At 62.1% G+C, this 23068-nt stretch carries 23 protein-coding genes; 15 read left to right on the top strand and 8 right to left on the bottom strand.

Going from position 1 to position 23068, the window contains the following annotated elements; translation table 11 throughout:
• Positions 1-118: 118 nt before the first annotated feature.
• Positions 119-1327 (bottom strand): GGDEF domain-containing protein, encoded by a 1209-nt coding sequence (locus PHD22_RS10085; protein ID WP_299865907.1) that lies wholly within the window; start codon positions 1325-1327, stop codon positions 119-121.
• Between the two features lie 217 nt (positions 1328-1544).
• Between PHD22_RS10085 and PHD22_RS10090 the strand changes: the two genes are divergently transcribed.
• Positions 1545-2354, top strand: coding sequence for a response regulator (locus tag PHD22_RS10090; RefSeq protein ID WP_299865910.1), 810 nt, complete (start codon positions 1545-1547; stop codon positions 2352-2354).
• 45 nt (positions 2355-2399) lie between these two features.
• On the opposite strand, the gene mfd is transcribed toward PHD22_RS10090, so the two are convergent.
• The 4 genes from mfd to PHD22_RS10110 are packed head-to-tail and all read right to left on the bottom strand — an operon-like array spanning position 2400 to position 7979.
• Positions 2400-5843, bottom strand: a complete 3444-nt coding sequence (gene mfd / locus PHD22_RS10095) for a transcription-repair coupling factor (protein ID WP_299865912.1) — start codon at positions 5841-5843, stop codon at positions 2400-2402.
• Between the two features lie 51 nt (positions 5844-5894).
• Positions 5895-6662: an NRDE family protein gene (locus PHD22_RS10100; protein WP_299865914.1), complete on the bottom strand. Its 768-nt coding sequence runs from the start codon at positions 6660-6662 to the stop codon at positions 5895-5897.
• Positions 6653-6943, bottom strand: a complete 291-nt coding sequence (locus tag PHD22_RS10105; protein WP_299865916.1) for a DUF4936 family protein — start codon at positions 6941-6943, stop codon at positions 6653-6655. The genes PHD22_RS10100 and PHD22_RS10105 overlap by 10 nt, the downstream gene beginning before the upstream one ends.
• Before the next feature lie 4 nt (positions 6944-6947).
• A complete protein-coding gene (locus PHD22_RS10110; RefSeq protein WP_299865918.1) occupies positions 6948-7979 on the bottom strand; it encodes a folate-binding protein in 1032 nt (343 codons plus the stop codon).
• Between the two features lie 207 nt (positions 7980-8186).
• On the opposite strand from PHD22_RS10110, the gene mltG reads away from it, so the two are divergent.
• The 12 genes from mltG to PHD22_RS10170 all read left to right on the top strand — a co-directional run bounded on the left by mltG (position 8187) and on the right by PHD22_RS10170 (position 18466).
• Entirely contained in the window at positions 8187-9188 is a 1002-nt protein-coding gene (gene mltG, locus PHD22_RS10115) for an endolytic transglycosylase MltG (RefSeq protein ID WP_299865920.1), read from the top strand.
• Positions 9185-9802, top strand: a complete 618-nt coding sequence (gene tmk / locus PHD22_RS10120) for a dTMP kinase (RefSeq protein ID WP_299865923.1) — start codon at positions 9185-9187, stop codon at positions 9800-9802. The genes mltG and tmk overlap by 4 nt, the downstream gene beginning before the upstream one ends.
• Positions 9799-10872 carry a DNA polymerase III subunit delta' gene (gene holB / locus PHD22_RS10125; protein WP_299865926.1) on the top strand — a complete coding sequence of 358 codons (1074 nt, stop codon included), beginning with the start codon at positions 9799-9801 and terminating at the stop codon, positions 10870-10872. Before tmk ends, holB begins: the two co-directional genes overlap by 4 nt.
• Positions 10869-11237 (top strand): PilZ domain-containing protein, encoded by a 369-nt coding sequence (locus PHD22_RS10130; RefSeq protein WP_299865929.1) that lies wholly within the window; start codon positions 10869-10871, stop codon positions 11235-11237. Before holB ends, PHD22_RS10130 begins: the two co-directional genes overlap by 4 nt.
• 4 nt (positions 11238-11241) lie before the next feature.
• Positions 11242-12012, top strand: coding sequence for a TatD family hydrolase (locus PHD22_RS10135; RefSeq protein WP_299865932.1), 771 nt, complete (start codon positions 11242-11244; stop codon positions 12010-12012).
• The gene (locus PHD22_RS10140) at positions 12009-12677 is read left to right on the top strand and encodes an ankyrin repeat domain-containing protein (RefSeq protein WP_299865935.1); all 669 of its coding nucleotides are present in this window, start codon (positions 12009-12011) and stop codon (positions 12675-12677) included. The genes PHD22_RS10135 and PHD22_RS10140 overlap by 4 nt, the downstream gene beginning before the upstream one ends.
• A gap of 235 nt (positions 12678-12912) precedes the next feature.
• Positions 12913-14178, top strand: coding sequence for a site-specific integrase (locus tag PHD22_RS10145; RefSeq protein ID WP_299865938.1), 1266 nt, complete (start codon positions 12913-12915; stop codon positions 14176-14178).
• Between the two features lie 175 nt (positions 14179-14353).
• Positions 14354-15397: a DNA-binding protein gene (locus PHD22_RS10150; protein ID WP_299865941.1), complete on the top strand. Its 1044-nt coding sequence runs from the start codon at positions 14354-14356 to the stop codon at positions 15395-15397.
• Between the two features lie 256 nt (positions 15398-15653).
• A complete protein-coding gene (locus PHD22_RS10155) occupies positions 15654-15932 on the top strand; it encodes a DnaJ domain-containing protein (protein ID WP_299865943.1) in 279 nt (92 codons plus the stop codon).
• Positions 15929-16438, top strand: coding sequence for a hypothetical protein (locus tag PHD22_RS10160; RefSeq protein ID WP_299865945.1), 510 nt, complete (start codon positions 15929-15931; stop codon positions 16436-16438). The genes PHD22_RS10155 and PHD22_RS10160 overlap by 4 nt, the downstream gene beginning before the upstream one ends.
• Before the next feature lie 13 nt (positions 16439-16451).
• On the top strand, positions 16452-17219 hold the full coding sequence (locus tag PHD22_RS10165) for a hypothetical protein (RefSeq protein ID WP_299865948.1): 768 nt from the start codon (positions 16452-16454) through the stop codon (positions 17217-17219).
• A gap of 14 nt (positions 17220-17233) precedes the next feature.
• Positions 17234-18466 carry a hypothetical protein gene (locus PHD22_RS10170; RefSeq protein WP_299865950.1) on the top strand — a complete coding sequence of 411 codons (1233 nt, stop codon included), beginning with the start codon at positions 17234-17236 and terminating at the stop codon, positions 18464-18466.
• Here the strand turns inward: PHD22_RS10170 and PHD22_RS10175 are convergent.
• Positions 18463-19047 (bottom strand): lipocalin family protein, encoded by a 585-nt coding sequence (locus tag PHD22_RS10175; RefSeq protein ID WP_299865953.1) that lies wholly within the window; start codon positions 19045-19047, stop codon positions 18463-18465. The two genes, PHD22_RS10170 and PHD22_RS10175, sit on opposite strands and share 4 nt — an antisense overlap.
• 115 nt (positions 19048-19162) lie before the next feature.
• Between PHD22_RS10175 and PHD22_RS10180 the strand changes: the two genes are divergently transcribed.
• Entirely contained in the window at positions 19163-19651 is a 489-nt protein-coding gene (locus PHD22_RS10180) for a hypothetical protein (protein WP_299865956.1), read from the top strand.
• Positions 19652-19666: 15 nt separating this feature from the next.
• On the opposite strand, the gene PHD22_RS10185 is transcribed toward PHD22_RS10180, so the two are convergent.
• Complete coding sequence (locus PHD22_RS10185) at positions 19667-20989, bottom strand: hemolysin family protein (protein WP_299865959.1); 1323 nt, start codon at positions 20987-20989, stop codon at positions 19667-19669.
• Between the two features lie 136 nt (positions 20990-21125).
• Between PHD22_RS10185 and PHD22_RS10190 the strand changes: the two genes are divergently transcribed.
• Complete coding sequence (locus PHD22_RS10190) at positions 21126-21992, top strand: hypothetical protein (protein ID WP_299865962.1); 867 nt, start codon at positions 21126-21128, stop codon at positions 21990-21992.
• A gap of 176 nt (positions 21993-22168) precedes the next feature.
• Here the strand turns inward: PHD22_RS10190 and PHD22_RS10195 are convergent.
• A partial coding sequence (locus tag PHD22_RS10195; protein WP_299865965.1) for a cyanophycin synthetase occupies positions 22169-23068 on the bottom strand: 900 nt, incomplete at its 5' end.

The raw sequence follows: 23068 nt of genomic DNA on the forward strand, positions 1-23068 counted from the left end.
GCCGCTTTTCGAGAGCAGGTGCGCCAAAATGCGACGGGCGACGACCTGGCGTATCTGCGCCACCTGAAGCAGTTGGGGGTGGTGTACGACACGCCTTACGCGGGCGAGATGATGCGCTTCATCGAGGGGGGTCCGGAGAGTGGGCATCCGGGTTACCCTGTTCATGCAGGGAAGGTGCCGGCAGGATGTAAACTTGGTTACGGCCGTTTCGTTTGGCCTGGTACATCGCCTGGTCTGCCCGCTGTAAGGCAAGCTCAGGGGGCTCGTCGCGACCACAGGGGGTCACTCCGATGCTAGCCGTGATGGTCATCACCTCCTGTTCCCCTGCCGGGAGCGCTGCGGCCATGAGCCCCGTGCGCAGCCGCTCGGCTACGAGTGCAGCTTCATCCAGCGGTGTGTCCGGCAGGATCACGGCAAACTCTTCTCCTCCGATGCGTCCGATCAGGTCCGTGTTGCGCAGGCAGTGCTGCGCCACTTTCACAAAATGGAGCAGCCCGTCGTCTCCCTGTTTGTGTCCCCAGGTGTCGTTGATCCGCTTGAAATGATCAAGATCCACCGCCAGGATGGCCAGGGATGTCTTCCTGCGTCGGGAGAGTTGTGCCGCCTTGTCGAAGTGCACCATGAAGGCCCTGCGATTGAAGACGCCTGTCAGGGCATCCCGGTCAGCCAGGTGCTTGATGGCGGTCTGGGTCTGCTCGTTGGCCAGCATCAGAACGCCGAAGGCCATCAGGACAAGGGAGACAATGGATTCCAGAATGATCAGCCCCGGTATTGATACAGCCTGGTTGACCAGCCAGACGCCTTGCCCTTCGGTTACGAATCCCCAGGGACGGAGCACCATGAAGGCCCCGTGCATGCCGGAGGCCAGGGCATAGGCATAGCGGGCGGGATGCATGCCCAGTCGCCCCCGGGCGACGCAGTGGGCCCCCATCAGGAAGAGGGTGCCGCTCACGGCACTGGCTATCCCCACCCTTAGCGCTGGCTGAGGGTACAGAACAGTCAGTGCTGCCATCAGACCCAGCATGAGGAGCAGGCCGGCGATTCCGGCGCCGTACAGGCGGCCGGGGCGCTGCATGTAGGTGTGGGCCCCGGCGTAATTGAGATAGGCCAGTCCGAACATCAGGGCTTGAGTGAGCAGGACAGAGGCCAGACCGGGGGTGGAGGAGCGAAGCAGCAAGGCCAGACACAGGATGAAGCCGCAGCCATAGGAGGCTGCCCAGTAAGGCATTCCCCTGATCGAGCGGTTGAAGAAGGCAAACGCGCCCAGTACACAGGCCATGAGCCCTGTCAGGATCAGGGTCAGCAGGAGCAGCGTTGGGCTATGCACGTAAGCATTCCTGGAGGCTGGGAGGACAATGTCTGTGGAGCTGCGCGATCATGGTGGCGCATGAATATTAATGTGCCGCTTGAATTTAGAGAAATTTGATGAAATTATCAATTTAATATTGTTTAAAACGTGAGATGGTGCCCTGGGAGAAGATTCCTCCTCAAGATTTTTCCTGGCTGCTCGCTATCACTCTTGTGTTCTTTGTAGAAAGTCCCCGATGATCAAAACGCAGCGCTTTGAACATCTTCGTGCGATTCTGGTGGAGCCCTCCGCTCTGCAGGCACGGATCATCCGCACCGAGTGCGATGAGATCGGCCTGTACGATGTGAGCATCGTGACGACTATGGCCGAGGCGATTGATGCCATGCAGGCCCGTCGCCCTGACTTGGTGATATCCGCACTTTATTTGCCGGATGGCACTGGAAACGAGCTGGTGGAAGGTATGCGTGCCGAGGGAAGGCTGGTGGACATCCCCTTTCTGCTGATTTCCAGTGAAACCCGCCCTCAGGCTCTGGAGCCTGTCCGCCAGTCCGGTGCCTGTGTGATCCTGCCAAAGCCCTTTACGTCTGCACAATTGGCCACCGCGATCAACCGCAGTCTTGATCTTCTGGGGAGCAGCCATCTGCTTGAGGATGATTTTGATCTGGAGTCGATCCGGGTGCTCCTGGTGGATGACAGCGTCAACTCGCGCCGTTTCATCCGCAAGGTGCTCGAGAACATGGGCCTCCGGCACTTCATGGAGGCCCATAACGGAAAGGAGGCGGTTACCCTGCTGGCCGATACGATGGTGGACCTGATCGTTACCGACTACAACATGCCCGAAATGGATGGGCGGGCCTTCGTCGAATATGTACGTACCCGCAGCTGGCAGCAGGATGTCCCCATCCTGATGGTGACCAGCGAATCAAACCAGAACCGGCTGGCCGCAGTACAGGCAGCCGGGGTCTCCGGAATATGCGACAAGCCCTTCGAACCTGCGGTGCTGCAGCAACTGCTCGCCGGCATGTTGCGACAGGTGGGCGACTAGCACTGGACCGGAGCCCGCTGCAGACCCGGGCCGCAACTCGACGGGTCAGGCCTTGACTGCTTCCAGCAGGTTCCTGACGGCAGCCACCCTGGCTTTCAGATCGGGAGTGGCGAGTTTTTTGACCAGCTTTTCCGGGCCAGCCATTTTGAGGGTCTTGTCCTTCTGGATCAGTAGGATCACCTTGACCGGATCGATGGCGGCATGGGGCCCGAACTGGATGCTGATCTGGCTCTCGGAGGCGTCCATCTTGGCCACGCCGTAGGGTTTGACCAGCATGCGCAGGCGGTGGGTTTCCAGTAGCGTTTTCGTCTGGGACGGCATGTCGCCAAAACGGTCGATGAGCTCTTCCTGCAGGGCCTGCAGATCGCCCTCGGTGTCGCAGTTGGCCAGGCGCTTGTAGAGGGTGAGGCGCTCCTGCACGTCGCTGCAGTAGTCATTGGGGAGCAGGGCCGGCGTGTGGAGGTTGATTTCCGATACCACCTCAAGGGGCTGGCTGAGGTCGGGCTCCTTGCCCTGCTGCAGGTCACGCACTGCGCGCTTGAGCATCTCGGTGTACAGGCTGACACCGACCTGCTGGATCTCGCCGGACTGGTTTTCGCCGAGCACTTCACCGGCGCCGCGGATCTCCAGATCCTGCATGGCCAGGTAGAAGCCGGAACCCAGCTCTTCCATCATGGTAATGGCCTCCAGGCGTTTCTGGGCCTGGGCGGTGGGCTTGGCGTGGGCGTCGGTGAGCAGGTAGGCGTAGGCCTGGTGGTGGGAGCGCCCGACCCGGCCACGCAGTTGGTGCAGCTGGGCCAGACCGAAGCGGTCGGCTCGGTTGATGATGATGGTGTTGGCGGTCGGGATGTTGATGCCGGTCTCGATGATGGTCGTGCACAGCAGCAGGTTGGCCCTTTGTGTGGTGAAGTCGCGCATCACCCGCTCCAGCTCCCGCTCCGGCAACTGGCCATGGCCGATGACGATGCGCGCCTCGGGCAGCAGCTCTTCGAGGGATTCGCGCATGTTCTCGATGGTCTCGACCTCGTTGTGCAGGAAGTACACCTGACCGCCGCGCTTGAATTCGCGGATCACCGCCTCGCGGATGATGCCCTTGCTGTGGCGCTGCACAAAGGTCTTGATGGCCAGGCGCTTCTGCGGCGCAGTGGCGATCACCGAGAACTCGCGCAGGCCTTCCAGAGCCAAGCCCAGGGTGCGGGGGATGGGGGTGGCGGTGAGGGTGAGGATGTCCACCTCGCTGCGCAGGGCCTTGAGGGCTTCCTTCTGGCGCACGCCAAAGCGGTGTTCCTCGTCGATGATCACGAGACCGAGGCGCTTGAAGGTGACGTCCTTCTGCAGCAGGCGATGAGTGCCGATCAGGATATCCACCTTGCCCTCGCCGAGGTGCTGGATGGCTTCGGCCTGTTCCTTGGCACTCTTAAAGCGGGAGAGCTCCGCCACCTTGATCGGCCAGTCGGCAAAGCGGTCGGCGAAGGTCTGGTAGTGCTGCTCGGCCAGCAGGGTGGTGGGGCACAGTACTACTACCTGCTTGCCGTCGGCCACGGCGATGAAGGCGGCGCGCAGGGCCACTTCGGTCTTGCCGAAGCCCACGTCGCCGCACACCAGGCGATCCATGGGCTTGCCGGACTTCATGTCGGCCACTACGGCTTCGATGGCGGCCATCTGGTCGGGGGTTTCCTCGAAACCGAAACCGTCCGCGAAGGCTTCCAGATCGTGCTGTTTAAAATCGAACTTGTGGCCCTTGCGGGCCGCCCGCTGGGCGTACAGAGCCAGCAGCTCGGCGGCGGTGTCGCGGACCTGCTGGGCGGCTTTCTTCTTGGCCTTCTCCCACTGGCCCGATCCCAGGGTGTGCAGATGAACCGCTTCGGGGTCGGCGCCAGCATAGCGGGTGATCACGTGCAGCTGGGAGACGGGAACGTAGAGCTTGTCGCTGTTGGCGTATTCGAGGTGAAGGAACTCCGTGTCGCCTTCGCCCAGGTCCATGTGCACCAGGCCGATGTAACGGCCGATGCCGTGGCTGGAGTGGACGACCGGATCACCGGGCTTGAGCTCGGACAGGTCGCGCAGCCAGCCTTCCATTGTGGCGGCCTTGCGGCTGTCGCGGCGGGTGCGGGTGCGTGCGGTAGCTGCGTAGAGCTCGGATTCGGTGACGATGGCAAAACCGGCTTCAGGCAGCACAAAGCCCGTCACGAGGGGCCCGGTGCCCAGACTCAGGCGGGCCGTCCCGGCCAGGAAGCCGTCGAAATCTGCGTTGGCTTCAGGCTTGAGACCATAGTCGGCAAAGTATTCGCTGATGGTCTGCTGGCGGCCTGCGGATTCGGCCAATACCAGCACTCGTCCGGGAAAGCCGGCACAGAAGGCCTTGAAGCGATGGAGCGGGTCGGTGGCCTTGCGTTCGACGGAGACCTCGGGCAGTGCCTCCACCGGCCCATTGGGGGTGCCCGCCGGGAGGGCCAGGCGGATACGCTCTTTCAGGGCGAGAAAGAAGCTTTCCTCGGAGAGGAACAGGTGTTCCGGAGGCAGGATGGGACGGGTCTTGTCGCCTCCGAGCAACTGATGGCGGCTGCGGGCATCCTTCCAGAAACCTTCGATCGCCGCTGGAACGTCCCGATGGAGCAGAACCGGCGCCTGGGCTGGCAGGTAGTCAAAGAGGGTTGCCGTTTCGTCAAAGAACAGGGGAAGGTAGTACTCGATGCCCGCCGGGGCGATGCCATTCGAGACGTCCTTGTAAACCATGCAGCGGGACGGGTCTCCCTCGAAAGTCTCGCGGAAACGGCCCCGGAAGCGGGTGCGCCCCTGGTCGTCCATCGGGAACTCCCGGGCGGGCAGGAGCCGCACCTCCTGGACCGGATAGACCGTGCGCTGGGTGTCTGGATCAAAGGTCTTGATGCTTTCCACTTCGTCGTCGAAGAGGTCGATCCGGTAAGGCAGGGCCGAACCCATCGGATAGAGGTCCACCAGTCCGCCACGTACACTGTATTCGCCGGGGGACATCACCTGGGTCACGTGGGCGTAGCCGGCTACGGTCATCTGGGTACGCAATGCATCCACATCGAGCCGAGTCCCTTGCTTCAGGAAAAAGGTGTAGGCCGCCAGGAAGGCGGGCGGAGCGAGGCGATAAAGCGCCGTGGACGCCGGAACCAGGGCCACATCGGCCTCTCCGCGGCTGATGGCATACAACGTGGACAGGCGCTCGGAGATCAGGTCCTGATGGGGGGAGAAGCTGTCGTAGGGCAGGGTCTCCCAGTCGGGCAGGAGATGGGTCCGCAACTGGGGGGCCAGCCAGGCAATCTCGTCGGAGAGTCGTTGCGCATCCAGGGGATTGGACGTGATCACCACCAGCATCTGCCCTCCGCCGGCCAGCCGGGCAATTGCCAGGGCGTCGGCGGAGCCGGCCATGACCGGCAGGTCGAGACGCTGGCCGGGCTTGACCTTGGCAAAGGCATCCAGGGAAGGGAGGAGGGTGCGGTATCGGGGAGAGACGGACATGCGAGCGGACGGAGCAGACGGAGGGTTGGTTTTGGAGGGAGCAGGAACGGATCAGGCGCAGGTGGTGCGGAAGCTTTCGGTGACCTGCCCTGCCGGGAGGCCTACGGCATCCCAGGTGGTTTCGGTAACGCGGGTCCACCCTTCGCAGTCACGCCGGATGACCGTCGAGCAGCGGGTACCGTAACCTGGCGCCCGGATGAAGGCGCTGGACAGCATGCGCTCCCAGGCCAGGCTGACTCCGGTACGGGGCAGTTGTTCATCAGGGGCTGGCCGGTCATCCCGAAGCATGTCTAGGAGAGGCGTCTCGTCCGGCAAGGCATTCACTGCGGCGGCAAGCCTGGACTTACCCTTCACAACCTTGGGCCAGGCGGTGTCCAGCAGATGATTGGAGAGGGCATACACCCCCGGCGTGAGGAGCCGGGCCTGACTACTCTGGCTTTCGTAGATTCCCAGGCTGCTGCCATCACTGACCAGCAGGTTGAAGCCATTGTAGCGGGGGCCTTCCACGCGGAGACGTTTCAGGGCATCTTCGGTGCTTTCGTCACTGGCGAGGAAACCGGCGACCAGCTCCCCTCGCGACGGGGTGCCGGGACGGATGTTGTGCGGATCCCGGTAGTTGGTTAGGCCGGCGAACCGGCCGTCCCGGCTCAGGCCCAGCCAGGTGCCACCGGCTTCCAGGTCGCGCCCGGCAAACACTCCGGGCTGATCTGCCCACCAGCGGGCTGCCAGGGCGGGGCGCCGGAAGAATTCATCCCGGTTGGCGGCGACTACCAGGGGATAGGCTGGATGGACCTGCCATGCCACAAGAATCAGGCACATGGGATGAAGCGTTCCAGGTGCCTGCGCCCGCCATGTTCAATGAAGCGCTCAAGGCCGTGCTGGGTTACCAGTCGGGCCAGGCTTGCTTCAAAGCGCTCCACATCGCGCACGTTCTCGTAAATTTCCATCCAGGTCCAGGGGTCGTCGGCCCTGCAGAGAAAGCGCCCCAATACCCCCGTTTCATTGGCCAGGTCAGCCTGGGTGTTATAGAGGCAGCGGGCCAGGTCAGCCTCGCTGCCCATCCGGACCGGGTAATAGATGTAGTAATGGTGGAGCTGCACTGGATCAGCCCAGGGCGTAGGGCAGGGGCAGGAAGCTGAGGGGGACACCGTCAGGGCTGTCCAGGTGCACGGAGCCTGCTTCAGCGCTGGCCGTCTGAAGGACAACCAGTGCGTCGACACCACCGGCAGGCGCGGGTGCGGCCATGACCACCTTGCCTGCAGATTGCTCGCCAAACTCCGCGGCGTACACATCCGTGCCCGGTGCGGGCGGGGCATCCACGTCCCCATGCACCCGGTACATGCGCTTCTTGAGCTTGCCCAGGTAATGGGTACGGGCGACGATTTCCTGGCCGGGATAACAGCCCTTGTTGAAGCTCACGCCACCAATCAGCTCATAGTTGAGCATCTGGGCGACGAACTCTTCCTGCACGGGCAAGGTGACGCTGGGTTGGCCCTGAGTAATGTCGAGCCAGCGCCAGGCTGCGCTCCCCGCGGGTACGGCGCCGGCAGCCGCGAAGATGTCCCACAGCCCGGCCGCCTCGGAAAGAGGTGCCGAGACGATGAAGCGGGCACCTTCCAGACGCACGACGGTCGCGACGCCGGAGGCTGTCGCCTTGACTGCCCCGGGAATATGCAGCCCGGCTGCTTCCAGGGCGGCGCCTGCCTGGGGGCCCGCCAGCCCGATCAGCACGCTGTCGGTGCTGTCGTCCATCAGGCGCACCTTGGAGCGCAGCACGTACATGGAAAGCTTCTTCAACATGGCGGCGTGGATGTCGGCGGACAGGGTCAGCAGGTAATCATTGCCCTCCCGCCACAGCAGGATGCTCGCCAGCATGCGCCCCTTGGGGCTGTTGAAGCTGGTGAGCTGGGCCTCGTTGGGGCCCAGTTTTTTCACATCGTTGGAGAACAGGTTGTGCAGGAAAGCCGCTGCGTCCTCGCCGGTGGCACGAATGGCTCCCAGCTGACACAGGGGTACGAGCACGGTGCCTTTCTCGGCGGCGACCACATCCAGTCGTTCGTCCTCATGGAAACCAACGGAAAACTCGGAGAAGCGGGCGCCTTTGCCCTCAAGGTGGGTTTGCCAATTAGCGTTCATCTGTGTTTTTGATCCTGTTGCGACGGGGACTCTCGGTGGGGCTCAGCTCCTGCCGCGAAGGGAGAAGGAGCGGTGCTTTGCGGTATTATAAGGGCCTCGCTGCAAGGGGATCGCGGCAACGCGCATCTGCATCACGCATTCTCGTCGAGCGGCGTCATCCCCTTCCGCCCACCCTGTTCGTTGCTTCCTGCTGCGCCAAGTTCCCTGATGAAGCGCCTGTTTTTTCCCCTGTTCCTGATTCTGCTCACTGCTCTCCTCGGCCTCGCCGGAATGGCCACCTGGTGGGCCCATACGCCACTGCGCCTGAAGGAGACCCCGCTGGATTTCACGATCGAGCCGGGCTCTGGAATGCGTCAGGTGGTCAGACAGCTGGTCAGCTCCGGCATCGATGTGCCGCCACTGATGCTGGTCACCCTGGCCAGAATCACGCGCCAGGCCAACGACATCAAGGCTGGCAGCTATCGGGTCACACAGGGGGTCGCTCCCTTGGACTTGCTGGACAAGCTGACCCGGGGAGATGTCAGCCAATCCGATGTGGCACTGATTGAAGGATGGACTTTCCGCCAGTTTCGCGCAGCGCTTGACCGTCACCCCGATCTGGAGCACGACAGCGCGGGGCTCGCCGACGAGGAAATCCTGAAGCACATCGGAGCTGCAGCCCGTCATCCGGAAGGGCTGTTTTTTCCCGATACCTATCTGTTTGCCAAGCGATCCAGTGACCTGGATGTGCTGCGCCGGGCCTATCGTCAGCAGCAGAAGATCATCCTGAGAGAATGGGACGCACGGGTGGAGGGCCTGCCTTATGCTTCCGTATACGAAGCTCTGATCATGGCGTCCATCGTCGAAAAGGAAACCGGCCGGGCCGAAGACCGTCCTCTGGTGGCCTCGGTCTTCGTCAATCGTCTGCGCCAGGGCATGCGCCTGCAAACGGACCCCACCGTGATCTACGGTATCGGTGAGGCCTTTGACGGGGATATCCGCAAGCGGGACCTGCAGGCGGACACTCCTTACAACACGTACACCCGCTCAGGGCTTCCCCCAACCCCGATCTCCATGCCCGGGGTGGCTTCCCTGAGAGCAGTCCTCAACCCGCCCAGTTCTGATTACCTGTATTTTGTCGCCCGGGGCGACGGTTCCAGCGCCTTCTCCCGGACCCTGGAAGAACACAATCGGGCGGTGGCCCGCTACATCCGGAAACGCACCCCGTGAAACCCTGCTTCATCACTTTTGAAGGCATCGACGGTGCTGGCAAGAGCAGCCAGATCGCCGCCGTGGTGGCCCTGATCAAGGCTCGCGGCCTTCCTGTCGTGCAAACCCGCGAACCTGGGGGAACGCCGCTCGGGGAAAAGTTGCGCGAGTTGCTTCTCCACGAATCCATGAGCCTGGATACCGAGGCCATGCTGATGTTCGCAGCACGCCGGGAACATCTTGTCGATCTGATCGAGCCCAGTCTGAACGCTGGGAAATGGGTGGTTTCCGACCGTTTTACCGATGCCACTTACGCCTACCAGGTTGGGGGGAGGGGACTGGATGAGCAACGTTTTGCAGTGCTTGAGGACTGGGTTCATTCCGGCTTTCAGCCGGATCTGACCCTGATCTTCGATCTGGAACCCCGGATTGCTGCAGCGCGCCTTGCCGGAACAGGCGTCGCACCAGACCGTTTCGAGCGGGAGCAGGTGGATTTTTTCGAGAAAGTCCGCTGTGCCTATCTGCGTCGGGCGGCAGCAGATCCGGCCCGGATCCGTGTTGTAGACGCCAGCCGGACCCCCGAAGCCATCCGTCAGGAAGTGGCAGACATTGTTGCCGCTAGGTGCTTTCCATGATTCATGAGTGGCAGGCTGCAGTGTGGCAAAAGGTGCTGGACAGTGCGGGGCGGATGCCCCATGCCCTGTTGCTGGCAGGCCCTGCCGGGGGAGGCAAGCGCGATTTTGCGGAAGCCCTGGCGGCGCGCGTCCTGTGCGCCACCCCGGGCCCGCAGGGGCACGCCTGTGGTCTCTGCGAGGATTGCCTGTGGCGGCTCTCGGGCAATCATCCAGATCTCTTGCGCGTGTTGCCCGAGGCAGACCAGGACGCCCTGGTGGAGGGAGAGGGCAGCAAGGCCGAGAAATCCGACAAGCCGGAAAAGGCGGCCAGCCGCCAGATTCTCATTGAGCAGATCCGGGTGCTCCAGCAGACGCTGACGACGGGGGGACATCGGGGCGGCCAGCGGGTGGTCATCGTGGATCCGGCAGACGCCATGAACCTGTTCACGGCCAATGCACTGCTCAAGCTGCTGGAGGAGCCCACCACCAACGCCCTGTTCCTGCTGGTGTCAGCCACGCCAAAGCGCTTGCTGCCCACGATTCGCAGCCGCTGCCAATCCTGGCCCTTTCCCCGGCCCCCTGCCCATATGGCTGCCCGCTGGCTGGCCGGGCGTGGCGCTGGGGAGGCAGAAGCGTTGCTGGCCTTCTCGAGCGGCATGCCTCTGGCCGCGGCGACACTTGCAGAAAGTGGCGGAGCGAGCCTGCGCCTGCGTTTTGCAAACGATCTGGCAGGCCTGCCTGCAAAATCTCCCTTGAAACTGGCTGCGGAGTGGGATAGCTGGCTGAAGAACAAGGATGCCCAGGCGGCCGGGCTGGACATGCCAACCCTGGTGTCCTGGATGCAGCGCTGGATTGCCGACCTGGTGAGTCTGCGCCTCCAGGGGCCTGTACGGTTCTTCCCGGATCGGCGCGATGTGTTGCAGGGGCTGTCCGCCGGCCTGACCGTGGACGCGGCCCTCGGCTGCTACAATGAAATCACCCAGTCACGGCGAGTGGCCCAGCATCCGCTCAACCCGCGACTTTTTCTCGAAGACATGCTCTTGCGGTACGCCCGAAGCCTGCAGGCGGCCGCTTCATCGGCCCGTCCATGAACGAACCCCTCAAGCGTCCTCTCGCCGCGCGTCCCGGTGTCTTGTCCCTGAACATCAGTTCCAAGTCTGCCCTGTACGCGGCTTACATGCCCTTCATCAAGAATGGTGGCTTTTTTGTGCCGACGGCCCGGGACTACAAGCTGGGCGACGAGATCTTCATGCTGCTTTCCCTGATGGACGACACCACCAAATATGCCGTCGCCGGAACCGTGGCCTGGCTGACCCCCGCTGGAGCCCAGGGCAACAAGACCCAGGGCATCGGGGTCCAGTTCGGGGATGACGAAGCGGGCCAGGGGCTTCGCAGCCGCATCGAGACCATCCTTGCCGGCCATCTCAGCTCTTCGCGACCCACTCACACCATTTGACATCATGTTCGTCGACTCCCACTGTCATCTCGATTTTCCAGACCTGATCGAAAACGAATCTGCCGTTCTTGAGCGCATGCGCGACAACGGCGTGACCCATGCCCTCTGTGTAAGCGTGAAGCTGGAAACCCTGCCGGGTGTCATGGGTCTGGCAGAGCGGCATGCCCATCTGTTCGCATCGGTGGGGGTTCATCCGGACAACCTGGAGGTCGAAGAGCCAGATGAAAACCGGCTCCTGGAATTGGCCAGGCACCCCAAGGTGGTCGCCATTGGTGAAACCGGTCTCGATTACTACTGGCACAAGGATCAGCCCGAATGGCAGAGGGAGCGCTTCCGCACGCATATCCGTGCGGCGCGGCGCTGTGGCAAGCCTCTGATCATCCATACCCGCGACTCCGCTGCCGATACCCTGCGACTGATGAAGGAGGAGGGGGCCGACCAACCCGGCGGGGTGATGCACTGCTTTACCGAAAGCAGGGAGGTGGCCGAGCAGGCTCTGGACCTCGGGTTCTACATTTCCTTCTCCGGGATTGTCAGTTTCAAGAACGCCGATTCATTGCGGGCGGTGGCCCGCTACGTGCCTTCCGACCGGTTGCTGATTGAAACCGACGCCCCCTACCTGGCTCCGGTACCTTATCGCGGCAAGACCAATCAGCCCGCTTACGTGCGCCATGTGGCCGAGGCCGTGGCCACCGCCCGGGCAGAACGCCTGGATCTCGTTGCCGAGACAACATCCAATAATTTTTTTCGCTTGTTCAAGGACGCGCAGAGATGATCCAACCCATTGTTCGCCTTGCCCCCCGGTTCCGTCATCTTGCGGGCCTGATGCTTGCTGCGGCACTGAGCTTTCCGGTTCAGGCCGCTTCTCTGGATGACCTTTTGAACGCAGCCAAGCTTGGCGACGGGGGGGCCGTGGTCCAGATGGTCCAGAAAGGAATGGATGTCAATTCCACGGATGCCTTCGGTAATACCCTGCTGATTCTTGCCGCTCGGGAAGATCAACCCAAGGTGGTAATGGAACTGCTGCAACAGCGGGGCATCAAGCTGGATGCGCGTAACAGCGCCGGTGATACGGCGCTGATGCTGGCCAGTCTGCGGGGCTACACCGCAATTGCCCGACAGTTGATTGCAGCTGGGGCCAGCATGGACCACGCGGGCTGGAACCCGTTGCTGTATGCCGCTTTCGAAGGACGGCCAGCCATCGTTGAAACCCTGCTTGCCAAGGGTGCCAATCCGAACGCCCAGGCCCCAAACCAGACGACCCCCCTGATGTTCGCCGCGCGCAACGGCCACGAGGAAGTCGTCGTCCAGCTGATCAAGGCTGGCGCGGATCTGGAGGCCAGAAATGATCAGAACGAAACCGCCGAGAGCTGGGCGCTCAAATACAACAATACGGACATCGCTGAACTGATCCGCAAGGAACGCGCCGCCAGCCGTTAGGTCATGCCAGCAGAACACCCACCAAAACACCGGTCATCATCAGTACGCGACACATCAGGATTTCCATCATTGACTCCTTGATTCAGGGTTGAACGGCAGCGGGCAGACCTGGAGCGCATCATTCGGGTGGTGTCCGATGCACTGCACTTTAATACTGTAATTATATACAGTTATTGAGTGCAGGTAAGGTCTGTTTACGTCGTCAGGCACCGCCGGGTCGGGATACACTTTGCTCATGCACGCAAAGCCTCCTTCACCCTCCAGCGCTACTTCCTTGTCCGCTCTCCGTCCTCTCGACGAGTTGAGCATCCCGCCTCATCTGGATGGAAGTCAGGGCGAAAACCGGGCCGATCCAGGCCGGCTTCAGATCAGCGCCAGTACCGATGCCGACGCCATCCGCTGCTTTCTGGCGGAGTACGATCGATCCCCGGGAACCTTCCGGATTTACCAGCGTGAATGCGAGCGCCTGCTGCTCTGGGCTCTGGTCGAATGCGCCCGTCCGCTGTCCAGTCTCAATCGTCAGGATTTCGAGGGCTACCTCAATTTTCTGGCAGACCCCCAGCCCGCGGCCCTGTGGTGTGGCCCCAAGGCAGACCGCAAGTCAGAGCGCTGGCGGCCCTTTGTCGGGCCCCTGAGTGAGAGTGCTGTGCTGACCGCAATGGCTGCCATCAATTCCCTGATGCGCTACCTGGTGGACGCCGGCTACCTACTGGGCAACCCCCTCGGTCTGATCCGTCAGCGTCGCCGCAAGATGGCGGCCCAGGCGGAAGGTCCATTGCGGGCGGTAGCCAGCACCGATGAAGTGCAGAAGATTGAACGTTTTCTGGACGAACAGATGTGGCAGGCCGTGACCGCTGCCATCGAGGCGATGCCCAGAGACGCCGAAAAGGGGCGGGATGAGTATGAGCGGGCGCGCTTCATTGCAGCCACTCTTTACATGCTGGCGCCCCGGGCGGGGGAACTGGAAACCCACCGCATGAACAGTTTCCGGGAGGAACGTGGCCTGTGGTGGTGGCACGTGGTGGGGAAGGGGGGAAAGAAGGCGAAGGTACCGGTCGCCGAAGACATGCTTCAGGCCCTGATCCGTTATCGCAAGCACCTGGGCCTCACTGCGGTACCCCGCAGGGATGACACGACACCCTTGCTGGCCTCCCTGCGGGATGGCAGCCCGATCACCGCCCGGCGTCTTAACCAGATCCTCAAAAAGATCTTTTACGCGGCCGCAGAGCGACTCCCCCCGGAGGCCGAGCACAAGAAGGAAAAGCTTCGTGCGGCTTCAGCCCATTGGGGCCGGCATACGGGAATTACGGCAAAGATCGACAGTGGCATCAGCCAGCGTTACGTGCAGAAAGATGCCCGCCACACGGATGCCCGGACTACCCAGCGCTACATCCACGAGGAAGAGGAGCGCTGGCACGATGAGGCCCAGAAGCACCGGCTACCCTGGGAGGGAGTGAGGGAAAGCGGGCGTGACAAGACGCCTGACAGTGAGCCAGGCTGAATTTGAACCTTGAACGCACCAAAGCTGCGAGAGCGTTTCTGAAGCCTGATTATTAGCACCGAAGGCGTTACATATTAAACGTTTTACGTGCGTACACGCATGCTATTCTTGAATCACGCCCAGTGTGATGGCTCATCAGACACCCCCCCGTATCGACACGATCAAGGATTCGATCATGGCACGCAGCAGCAGCGTCACCTTCGAAGCAGTCGAGCAGATCTGTTTTCAGTTGCTTTCTCAGGGAGAAAATCCCTCCTTCAACCTGGTGTATTCCGAGCTGGGCAACAAAGGCTCCAGCGAGATTGTCCAGCGTTACATCGATCAATGGCGTCGGGAAACCGGTACTGCCTTTTTTCGTCAGCGCAGCATGCCGGGCATGCCCGACGAGCTGGTGGCTTCGGCCGACAGCTTCATGGCCAGGATCTGGTCCTTGTGCCTGCAGCATTCCGACCAGATTTTTGCCCAGCGCCGGCAGGAACTCGAGCAGGAGCAGCAATCCTATCGGGCCAGTCTCCAGGCCGCAGGCGAACGCATTCAAGAGCTGGAGGCGCTGCTGGCTCAGGCCACGACGCGCGTGGAGCAGCTGAGCGTGGGCATCGAGGCACGGGACGCGTCCATCAACGATCTGCGAAATCAGGCCATGGAATTCCTGCGTCAGCGGGAAGGCCTGGAAACCCGGATCAAGTTGCTGGAAGACACGGCCGAAAGTCGAGAGCAGAAATTCGCCCTCGAAACTGAACGCCTGACCCGTCTGCTGCAAACCGATCGCGACCGTTACAGCGCCTCGCTGAAAGAAGAGCAGGAGCGTGCAGGCGCCGAGCGGGAGCAGCTTCTCAAGCAGATTGATCTGGTTCGCCAGGAAAAAGTGGCCGACTTGATGAACATGCGCCAGCAACTGGCCAACCGCGAGGAGCGCGAAACCCGTTTGAGGGAACAGACTGAAGAAGCTAAAGCGGCGCTTCGCGAAGCCGTCTCCAAGACCCGTCAGATCGAAACTTCCCTGGCCGCATCCGAGGGCCGTATCGAACGTCTCCAGGCCCAGCTCAAGGTTGCTTCGGATGCGGCCCATGGCAAGGAATCCGCGGTGGCTGCAGCTGAAGCCCGGGCCCGGGCCGTAGAGGATGTAAGGCTTGCTGAAACGGTCCGCGCCCAGCGTGCAGAAACCGCGCTCGCTGAAGCCCTGGCTGAACTGGCGCATCTGAAAAGGCAACCGGCGTGAAGCCGTCTGCCGTTGAAAGCAGCCGTCCGGCCAAAGCGAGGTAAAGAAGCACCTGTCCCCGGTGTGGGGGAGCCTCAGGCGGCACGCCACCCGGAAGAGCAGTAGAGCTCCTCGGTCACTTCTGAAAACAGTAATTTTCAGAAGTAGTGGGAGGGGCTCTGGTGAGGTGCTTCAAGCCTGTGCCTGCCCTTCGGTCGGTCGAATCCCGCGTGTTAGAATCCTGGGCTGTTGATTTACCCAGAGTCATCGAAATTTCATGAGAGACCCCTACGACATTCTGGGCGTTTCACCGGCCGCCTCGCAGGAGGCCATCAAGACTGCTTACCGTCAGGCTGCCCGTCTCTATCACCCAGACCGCAACCCATCTCCCGATGCGGCATCCCTGTTCAGGGAGGCCCAGGCGGCCTACGAAGTGCTTGCTGATGAGGACCGGCGACGTGAATACGATGCACTGCGGCGTCGTAACCTGATTGATGAGCCCCTGGAGGAAGCTTCCTCCCTGTGGAACGCCTACATTGACAAAGTGACCCTGTGACTTCCATCTACTTTCAAGACCTGGCCGAACGCTATCAGAGCGAAATCGACGATCTTCGCTCCGACAGTGAAGGCAAGGATGTTCTTGGCAAGCGTCTGAAGGAAAAGCGCGATGCCCTGTCCTTCCTGCTGCCGATGATCGAGGAAGCCCCCGACATGGTGGCGCCGGTCTTCCATGGCGCCTTTACCATCCGGGAGCGCAAGCTCATTGATCAGGCCGCCCGGGGCACGCCTGGGCTGGGCAAATTTCCCCGCTGGAAGGATGTCGTCCAGACGCTGCAAGTCGCCCCCTGGGCGCAGCCCCTGATTGAGTTGGTGCTCCACGAGCCTGATGGTGATGCCTTTCTGGTGAGTTGTGTGGTGCTGGAATGGCTGCTCAACGAAGACCTCCGCCGGTCGGGTGCCGCCAGCATGGCCGGCGATGACGAGGCTGACGACGTGGACGACCTCGGCGAATCCGGTGAGGGGTGGATGTCCGAACAAGGCTTCGATGCCATTGACCGCTAAACAGAGTGTTTTCATGACCCATCCCGTCATCAAGCAGACCCAAGCCCTGATCCTTGCCGGCGAGATCGCCGAAGCAGAATCCCATCTGGTGGCCATTGCCGAAGAAGAAGGTGATCATGCCCTGGTCGCCGTACTCGACGAGATGGCCCCGAAGGACGTGCTCGCGGTGCTGCGCGAATTCGACTCCAGCAAGGAGTCCGTCATCAATCTGGTGATCAGCCCGGAACAGTTCGTCGATGCTGTCGTGCTCGAACGCAAGTACGGCGAACCCCTGGAAAAATACGTGCCGCGCCTGCGTAACACCATGAACTCGGTGATGCATCGGGATGCCGCCGCCTGCGTTGAAGTGCTGGAATGCCTGGCGGAACACGATGAAGGCGTTCGCGTGCTGGCCGATTACTTCACTGATCACTACGAGGCCCTGCATAACCTGGCTTATCACGGCATTTTCGAAAACGAGATTGACGCGGAAAGGGCTTTTGCACCCAAACGGGTCTCTACCTGGGACGCCGAGCAACGGGACGATCTGGATCAGGGTCTGGAGGTCGGTGATGCAGTCGAGATGGTCCGCCCCCGCATGTCCCGCTCCGAGGTGGCTGATGGAGACTGGATGGAAACCGCGTGGGTACTGCGCCATGAGTTTCCCGATACCTTCGAACTGCTGGTGATCGAAACCCAGGACCGTCTGCGCCGGGCTGCCGAAGCCGCCCTCCTCCCGACCGAGTCGCCCGAACCGGGCATTCCCCGTCAGGACGAGGACGAAGAAGAATCCGCAATCTGATCGATCCTGCTGCGATGACCGCTGAAAAGGCTCTTGCCACCGTCGATGGACGCCCGTATTTCGAGCGTGTACTCACCCATGCCCTGGCACGGGGGCTGCTGGACGCCACCCGGCTGGCAGGCCTCCGCAGGGAGGGTGCCAAAGCCATCGTTCAGCTGGCCAGCCATTTCGGTACAGCCAACCTTCGCCCCGAGCTGGAGGCTGCGCGGACCCGTCTGATCACCTTGGTAGGGCTGGCCCTGGAGGCTGAATCCGGGGGTCGGATTGAGGTGGCAGCAGCCCTTCTGGTGGACAAGACCCTGCTGGCACTGTCCAAAGCGGGAGCTGACCGTTTGCGGGCCATCCTCAAGCTGCCCATGGACAGTTTTCTGGAGCCGGTTCATTCCCCCGCCACTGATGAAAAGCCCTTCCTCGCCCGCTGGACCTTCGATGAGCCCATCACCTTCGCCCGCTACCTGGCAGAAAAGCGCCATCGGGAAAACAATCAGGCATTGCACGAACTGACCTATGCCCTGGCAGCTCATTTTGGAGCAACTCGCAAGGATGTTCAGGGCTGGCATACCTCCTGCGAGTCCGTCCTCAACAGCATCCTCCTGGTGCTCTATGCCGAAAAGAAGCCTCAGGGGTTCTTTGGTGGTGAACGCTTTGCCCGTCTTCACGGGGCTGCGTGCCGCAAACGCAAAGCGGATTTCAGCTTGCTCGAAGAATGGCGGGCAGACCTGCCTCCTGCCTCCCAGCGCCTGCTCGACAGGGCCACAAGTCGTTTTCTGAATGAAACCCTGGAACTCGTGAAGCGACATGATGCGGCCGATATCTACCGGGATCAGGACCGCTTTTCGGGGGTGTTTTTCTTTGATGTCAGCGATGTGGACGAAGTTACCCACCATGACCGGGCCGCTGAAGAGGTCTGGAGACGAGTGACCGGAGGCAAGGGAGATCACCCGGATGTACAGTGCACCGTACTGCTCCTGCTGGCCACGGGCCAGGCGCCAGCCCCCCAGTTGCGCAAGAAGGATGCCCTGGCGGTCTGGCAGGTCTACAGGGAAAGTGGCTTCAACGAAACAGCTGTGAGGTCCTTCATCGAAAACGTGGTGCCCTTTGAATACCAGGGGGACATCCTGCGGCTCTGGGAGTCCGATCTTGCCCCGGAGGCCCGGGCCAGTCTCGAAGAAACCGACCAGACCCGAGCGCTACGCTATCTCCACGAAACCTGCCGTCCAGCCTGGAAAGGCAGCCCGCAACGTTAAGGCTGGTGCGGCTGCTTCCGCGCGGCCCCATCCAGTGCCGTTTTCTCCAGCCGCTGCAGATCGAAGCCTTGTGCGGCAAGACGGTCGAGCAGTGCCTGGTACGCCTGAGGCTCCACCTGGGGCTGGCGCGACAGTATCCACAGATATTCCCGGCGCGGCTCGCTCACCGCCACCAACTGGTAGGCTTCATCCAGGTCCACCACCCAGTAATCTCCCCAGACAGCGGGGATGAAGGAGAGCCAGGCCGGCGCAAAGCGCACCTCCAGTTTCGGCGAATGTGCCCCTCCCAGTTGGCGTGCGCTGCCTACCGCCACGTTCATTTCGCCGCTGGACAACGGGCAGCGATTGATCACTTCAACCTGGCCATCTTCCAGCAGACGATAGCTGGCTGAGGACGGGCCAATGCATTTTTTCTGGAAGCGGTTGGGGTAACGGGAAATCTCGTGCCAATCCCCCATGTAGCGCGCCACATCCAGCCGCGGTATGGTCTGTAGGGGAGATGTTTCTTGGGCCAGGGCGGGCAGCGCCATGCCGAAACTGGCCAGGGCCGTCAGGCCTAGACAAAGGGAGCGGAGAGTCATGACAACCTTGAGGATATTTGAGACGGAAGCACTGACAGGCTCATTCCGAGAGGGTTCCCTGAGGCAAGGGGCGCGGCTGAGCTGTCATGCCCTGCTCCTGCTGCTGGCGGGAAGCGTGCTGAGCGCTTGCAGCCACCTGGATCACTCCGGAGTACGGCCTGGGGTCAGCACCCTGGCGGAAGTCCAGCGTAGCCTGGGGCCACCCGCGATGCGTTGGAGCACTCCGGAGGGTATCGAGCGCCTGGCCTTTACTACCAGTCCGATGGGCTATCAGACCTGGATGGTGACAATCGGAGCCCATGGCCGGGTCAGTACCATCGAGAACGTGCTGACAATGCCCCACTTTGCGCACATTCAGGCCGGGCTGAGTCAGGAGGATGTCCTGCGGACGTTGGGCCCTCCCTACCCAGGCTGGACCATCTACTACCGGGCCCGGGATGAACTGGTCTGGGAGTGGCGCTATTGCGATGCGTGGGCCGAACCGGCCCGTTTCAGCGTGTTGTTCGACGGGGCCAGTGGGCGGGTTCGTTCAACGATTGCCCAGCCAGAGCGGATGTCCATGCCCTGGGGCTCGGGTAACCGCCGGGAGTGGTGCAGCCCCTGAACATGCAGCATGGGATCAATCCTCGAGGGCCCCGGGCAGGGAGGCCGGCAAGCGGGCAACCAGCACCTTGTCCACCCGGTTGCGGTCCATGTCCATGACTTCAAAGCGCCAGCCAGCCGCCTCGAAGTTGTCTGTGGCACGAGGCACGCGTCCAAGGACGAACATCATCAGGCCCCCAAGGGTGTTGTAGGAGTGTTCCTCCTCTCCGGGCAGATCCTCCACGATATGAAGGAGGGACTTGAGCCGCTCGATTCCCACGTCTCCATCCACCAGCCAGGAGCCATCTTCCCGCTGGATCATGTCCCGTTCTTCCGGGCGCTCTGGCTCGGAGAGCTCGCCAACGATGGCGGCCAGGACATCCGTCAGGGTCACCAGACCCTGCACGTCACCGTATTCGTTCACGAGCAGCGCGAACTGCAGTCGGGCCCGCCGGAAACTCTCCAGTAGCTGGGTCGTCGAGACAGTTTCGGGTACATAGAGCGGTGGACGCAGCAGGGCCTCTATCCCAGCCAGGTCAATCGGCTCTCCAGTCAGTGCCTTTTTCAGCAGGTCCCCGGTCTGGAGCACCCCAAGGATGTTTTCCAGACCATCCCGGCACACCACGACCCGGGAAAAGGGCGTTGTCGTCAGCTCCCGGAGCACCACATCCTGGCCCTGCTCAAGATCGATCAGGCACATTTCCCGGCGTGGCGTCATGATGGCCGAAATACGCTGCTCATCCAGACGCAGCACATTGGACACAATGGCCTGCTCGCTCTCGTGGAAAACTCCCGCTTCCGCCCCCTGCTCCATCAGTACCTTGATCTCGTCGTCGGTGACTGGCGGCTCCTCCCGGCGTCGGGCACCCAGCAAACGGAGCACCGCTGCGGAAGATCCGGAGAGCACGACTACCAGCGGATGGGCCAGCCGGGCCAGGATCACCATCGGCCGGGCAATCAGGGTGGCGATGCCCTCCGGGGCCAGCAGGGCCAGACGCTTTGGCACCAGTTCTCCCACCACCACCGAAAAATACGTCAGCCCGACCACCGTGACTGTCAGCGCCAGGCCTTTGGCATAACCTTCGTTCATTCCCAGCCCGCCAAGCCAGGCGGAAATCGGATCAGCCAGGGCCGCTTCGCCGATGGCACCGCTGAGAATGCCGACGGAGGTAATACCCACCTGAATCGTGGACAGAAAGCCCGATGGCTCCTGATTCAATTCGAGGGCTGAACGGGCCCCGGGGCTACCGTCGTCGGCCAGGTTCTGCAATCGGGCGCGTCGGGATGACACGACCGCCATTTCCGACATGGCAAAAATACCGTTTAAAAGAATCAGCAGAAGAAGCAGGAACAGGTCCATGGATAGGTGTCCGGTGCTCATCTGCCGGACAAGGTGGAAGGACGATCATTCTAAGTCCTCCAGTGCGGTGCTCGCCAACGGGATTCGGTATGTTAAAAGCCTCCCACGACGGCGGACGACAGCATAGAATCCGCCGATGCCCTTCCCGCAACACGCTCCATCGCCGCGCCGCCTTCAGGCGGCCATCGCCGCCTCCCTCCTGCTTCACGCCCTCTTCCTGCTGATTCCGCAACGCAAGCCGGAAGGGCCAGCAGCGGATCGAGTCCGTATGGAAGCCCGGCTTGTCAGCCGCGAGCCCGCACCGGTAGCACGTCCTTCGCCCCTGCCCCCGCCGCCACTCAAGCCGCAAACGGAAAGCCGGAAACCGAAAACAGCCCGCGCCAAGGACACCGCTCCACGCATTCTGACGGCCCGCAAGCCCAGCCCCAGCCAGATCCCGTCCAGCGAATCCAGCCCTACCTGGAGTGTGGCGGAGAAGGAGGAGATGAACCGCTTCCTGGATGAGCTGGCACCTCCCCGCAAGCCCCCCCCGCCCAGCCTCGCGGAGCGCTCCCTGGACATGGCAAGGGAAATCGCCCGGGAGCGCCCCTCGGGTGGACGACACACTGAGGCCCGGGATCTGCTCGAGCGGATTCCGGACAGCCCCCCCGTGGATCCCTTCAGCCTTGAGTTCTATCTGGACTCCCTGGTCAAGAAGTTGAATCGCAGTGCGGCCTTCGTCAAGAACGACCCACGCGCCCGGGGCATCCAGGGCGCCGCCGTGGAGGTGCGGATCAACCCTGACGGCAGTCTGAAGAGTTTCCGGATTCTCCATTCAGGCGATCAGGCAGAGGAAATTGCCTTTGTCAAATCGGTGGTGGAGCGGGCGGTTCCCTTCGCGTCCTTTCCCCCGGACATCGTCCGCTCGGCCCGCTCCCTGGGTCTGATGATCTGCATTCAGCCCGCAGGGCTGGGGGGGAACGGCTTCGGTTTCACCCGTCGGGCTGAAGGGAGTGGGTGTTGAAACGAGGCAGCCTGACGCACCCCCGCGGTACGCCGGCGGGAGGGGGGACAGGCTGAAGATCGATCCGGAGCCTGAGCTGGGGGGACGGGATCCAGGAAGCGAAAGAGGCCCTCCGTCTGTCGATGGAGGGCCTCTTTCAAGATGATGCAGCGCGTCACGCCGGGGGCCGCACAGGGTCAGGCCCCGGCTTCGGCGATGCGTCTGGCGATATGCTCCAGAGCCTCCTCCACCTGATCGATCAGGATCAGGCACAAGTCACCCGCATGCAGCCTGGCCAGGGCGGCATCGATAGCCACGAACTCACCGCGGATCTCGCACACGTCCGTTGTCCTGGGCGCCCCCTCCAGACCCTCCCGCAGGAGGGCCAGCACTTCGCCATCGGCACGGCCCCGCTGGCATTCGTCCTGATAGAGCACCACATCGTCAAACACCTTGCCAAGGATGCGGGTCTGCTCGCGGATATCCTCATCGCGCCGATCGCCAGCGCCGGAGATCACCACCGCACGACGCTTTGCCGGCATGCTTTCAACGGCCTGAACCAGCGCCAGGATGGCATCCGGGTTATGGCCATAGTCGGCAATCAGGGTGGCCCCCTTGTAATCAAATACATTGAAGCGACCTGGTGCACTGGCCGCATCGTTCACAAAACTGCCAGCGCCCTCGAGGATGACCTCGGTGGTCAGCCCCAGGGCCCAGGCGGCAGCGATGGAGGCCATCGCATTTTCGATCTGGAAGGAAATGGTGCCATTCCGGGTGATCGGGATGCTGGCCAGGGGTACGCGGAACCGCTCTTCCCCCTGGAAGGCAACGATCGCCCCGTGGTCCACGAACACCACCCGATGGCCCTGGACCCGATGGGTCGCCAGAACCGGGTTGTTTGGATCCACGGCGAAGAACAGCACGGAACCTGGGCAGGTGCTGGCCATCTTGACCACCATCGGATCGGCCGCGTTGAGCACGGCGGTGCCGTGTGGCGCCACGTTCTGGACGATGACCCGCTTCACCACCGCCAGATCCTCGACGGTGCTGATATAGGACAGACCCAGGTGATCCCCCATGCCGATATTGGTGACCAC

The sequence above is a fragment of the Zoogloea sp. genome (assembly GCF_028693495.1).
Lineage (GTDB): Bacteria > Pseudomonadota > Gammaproteobacteria > Burkholderiales > Rhodocyclaceae > Zoogloea.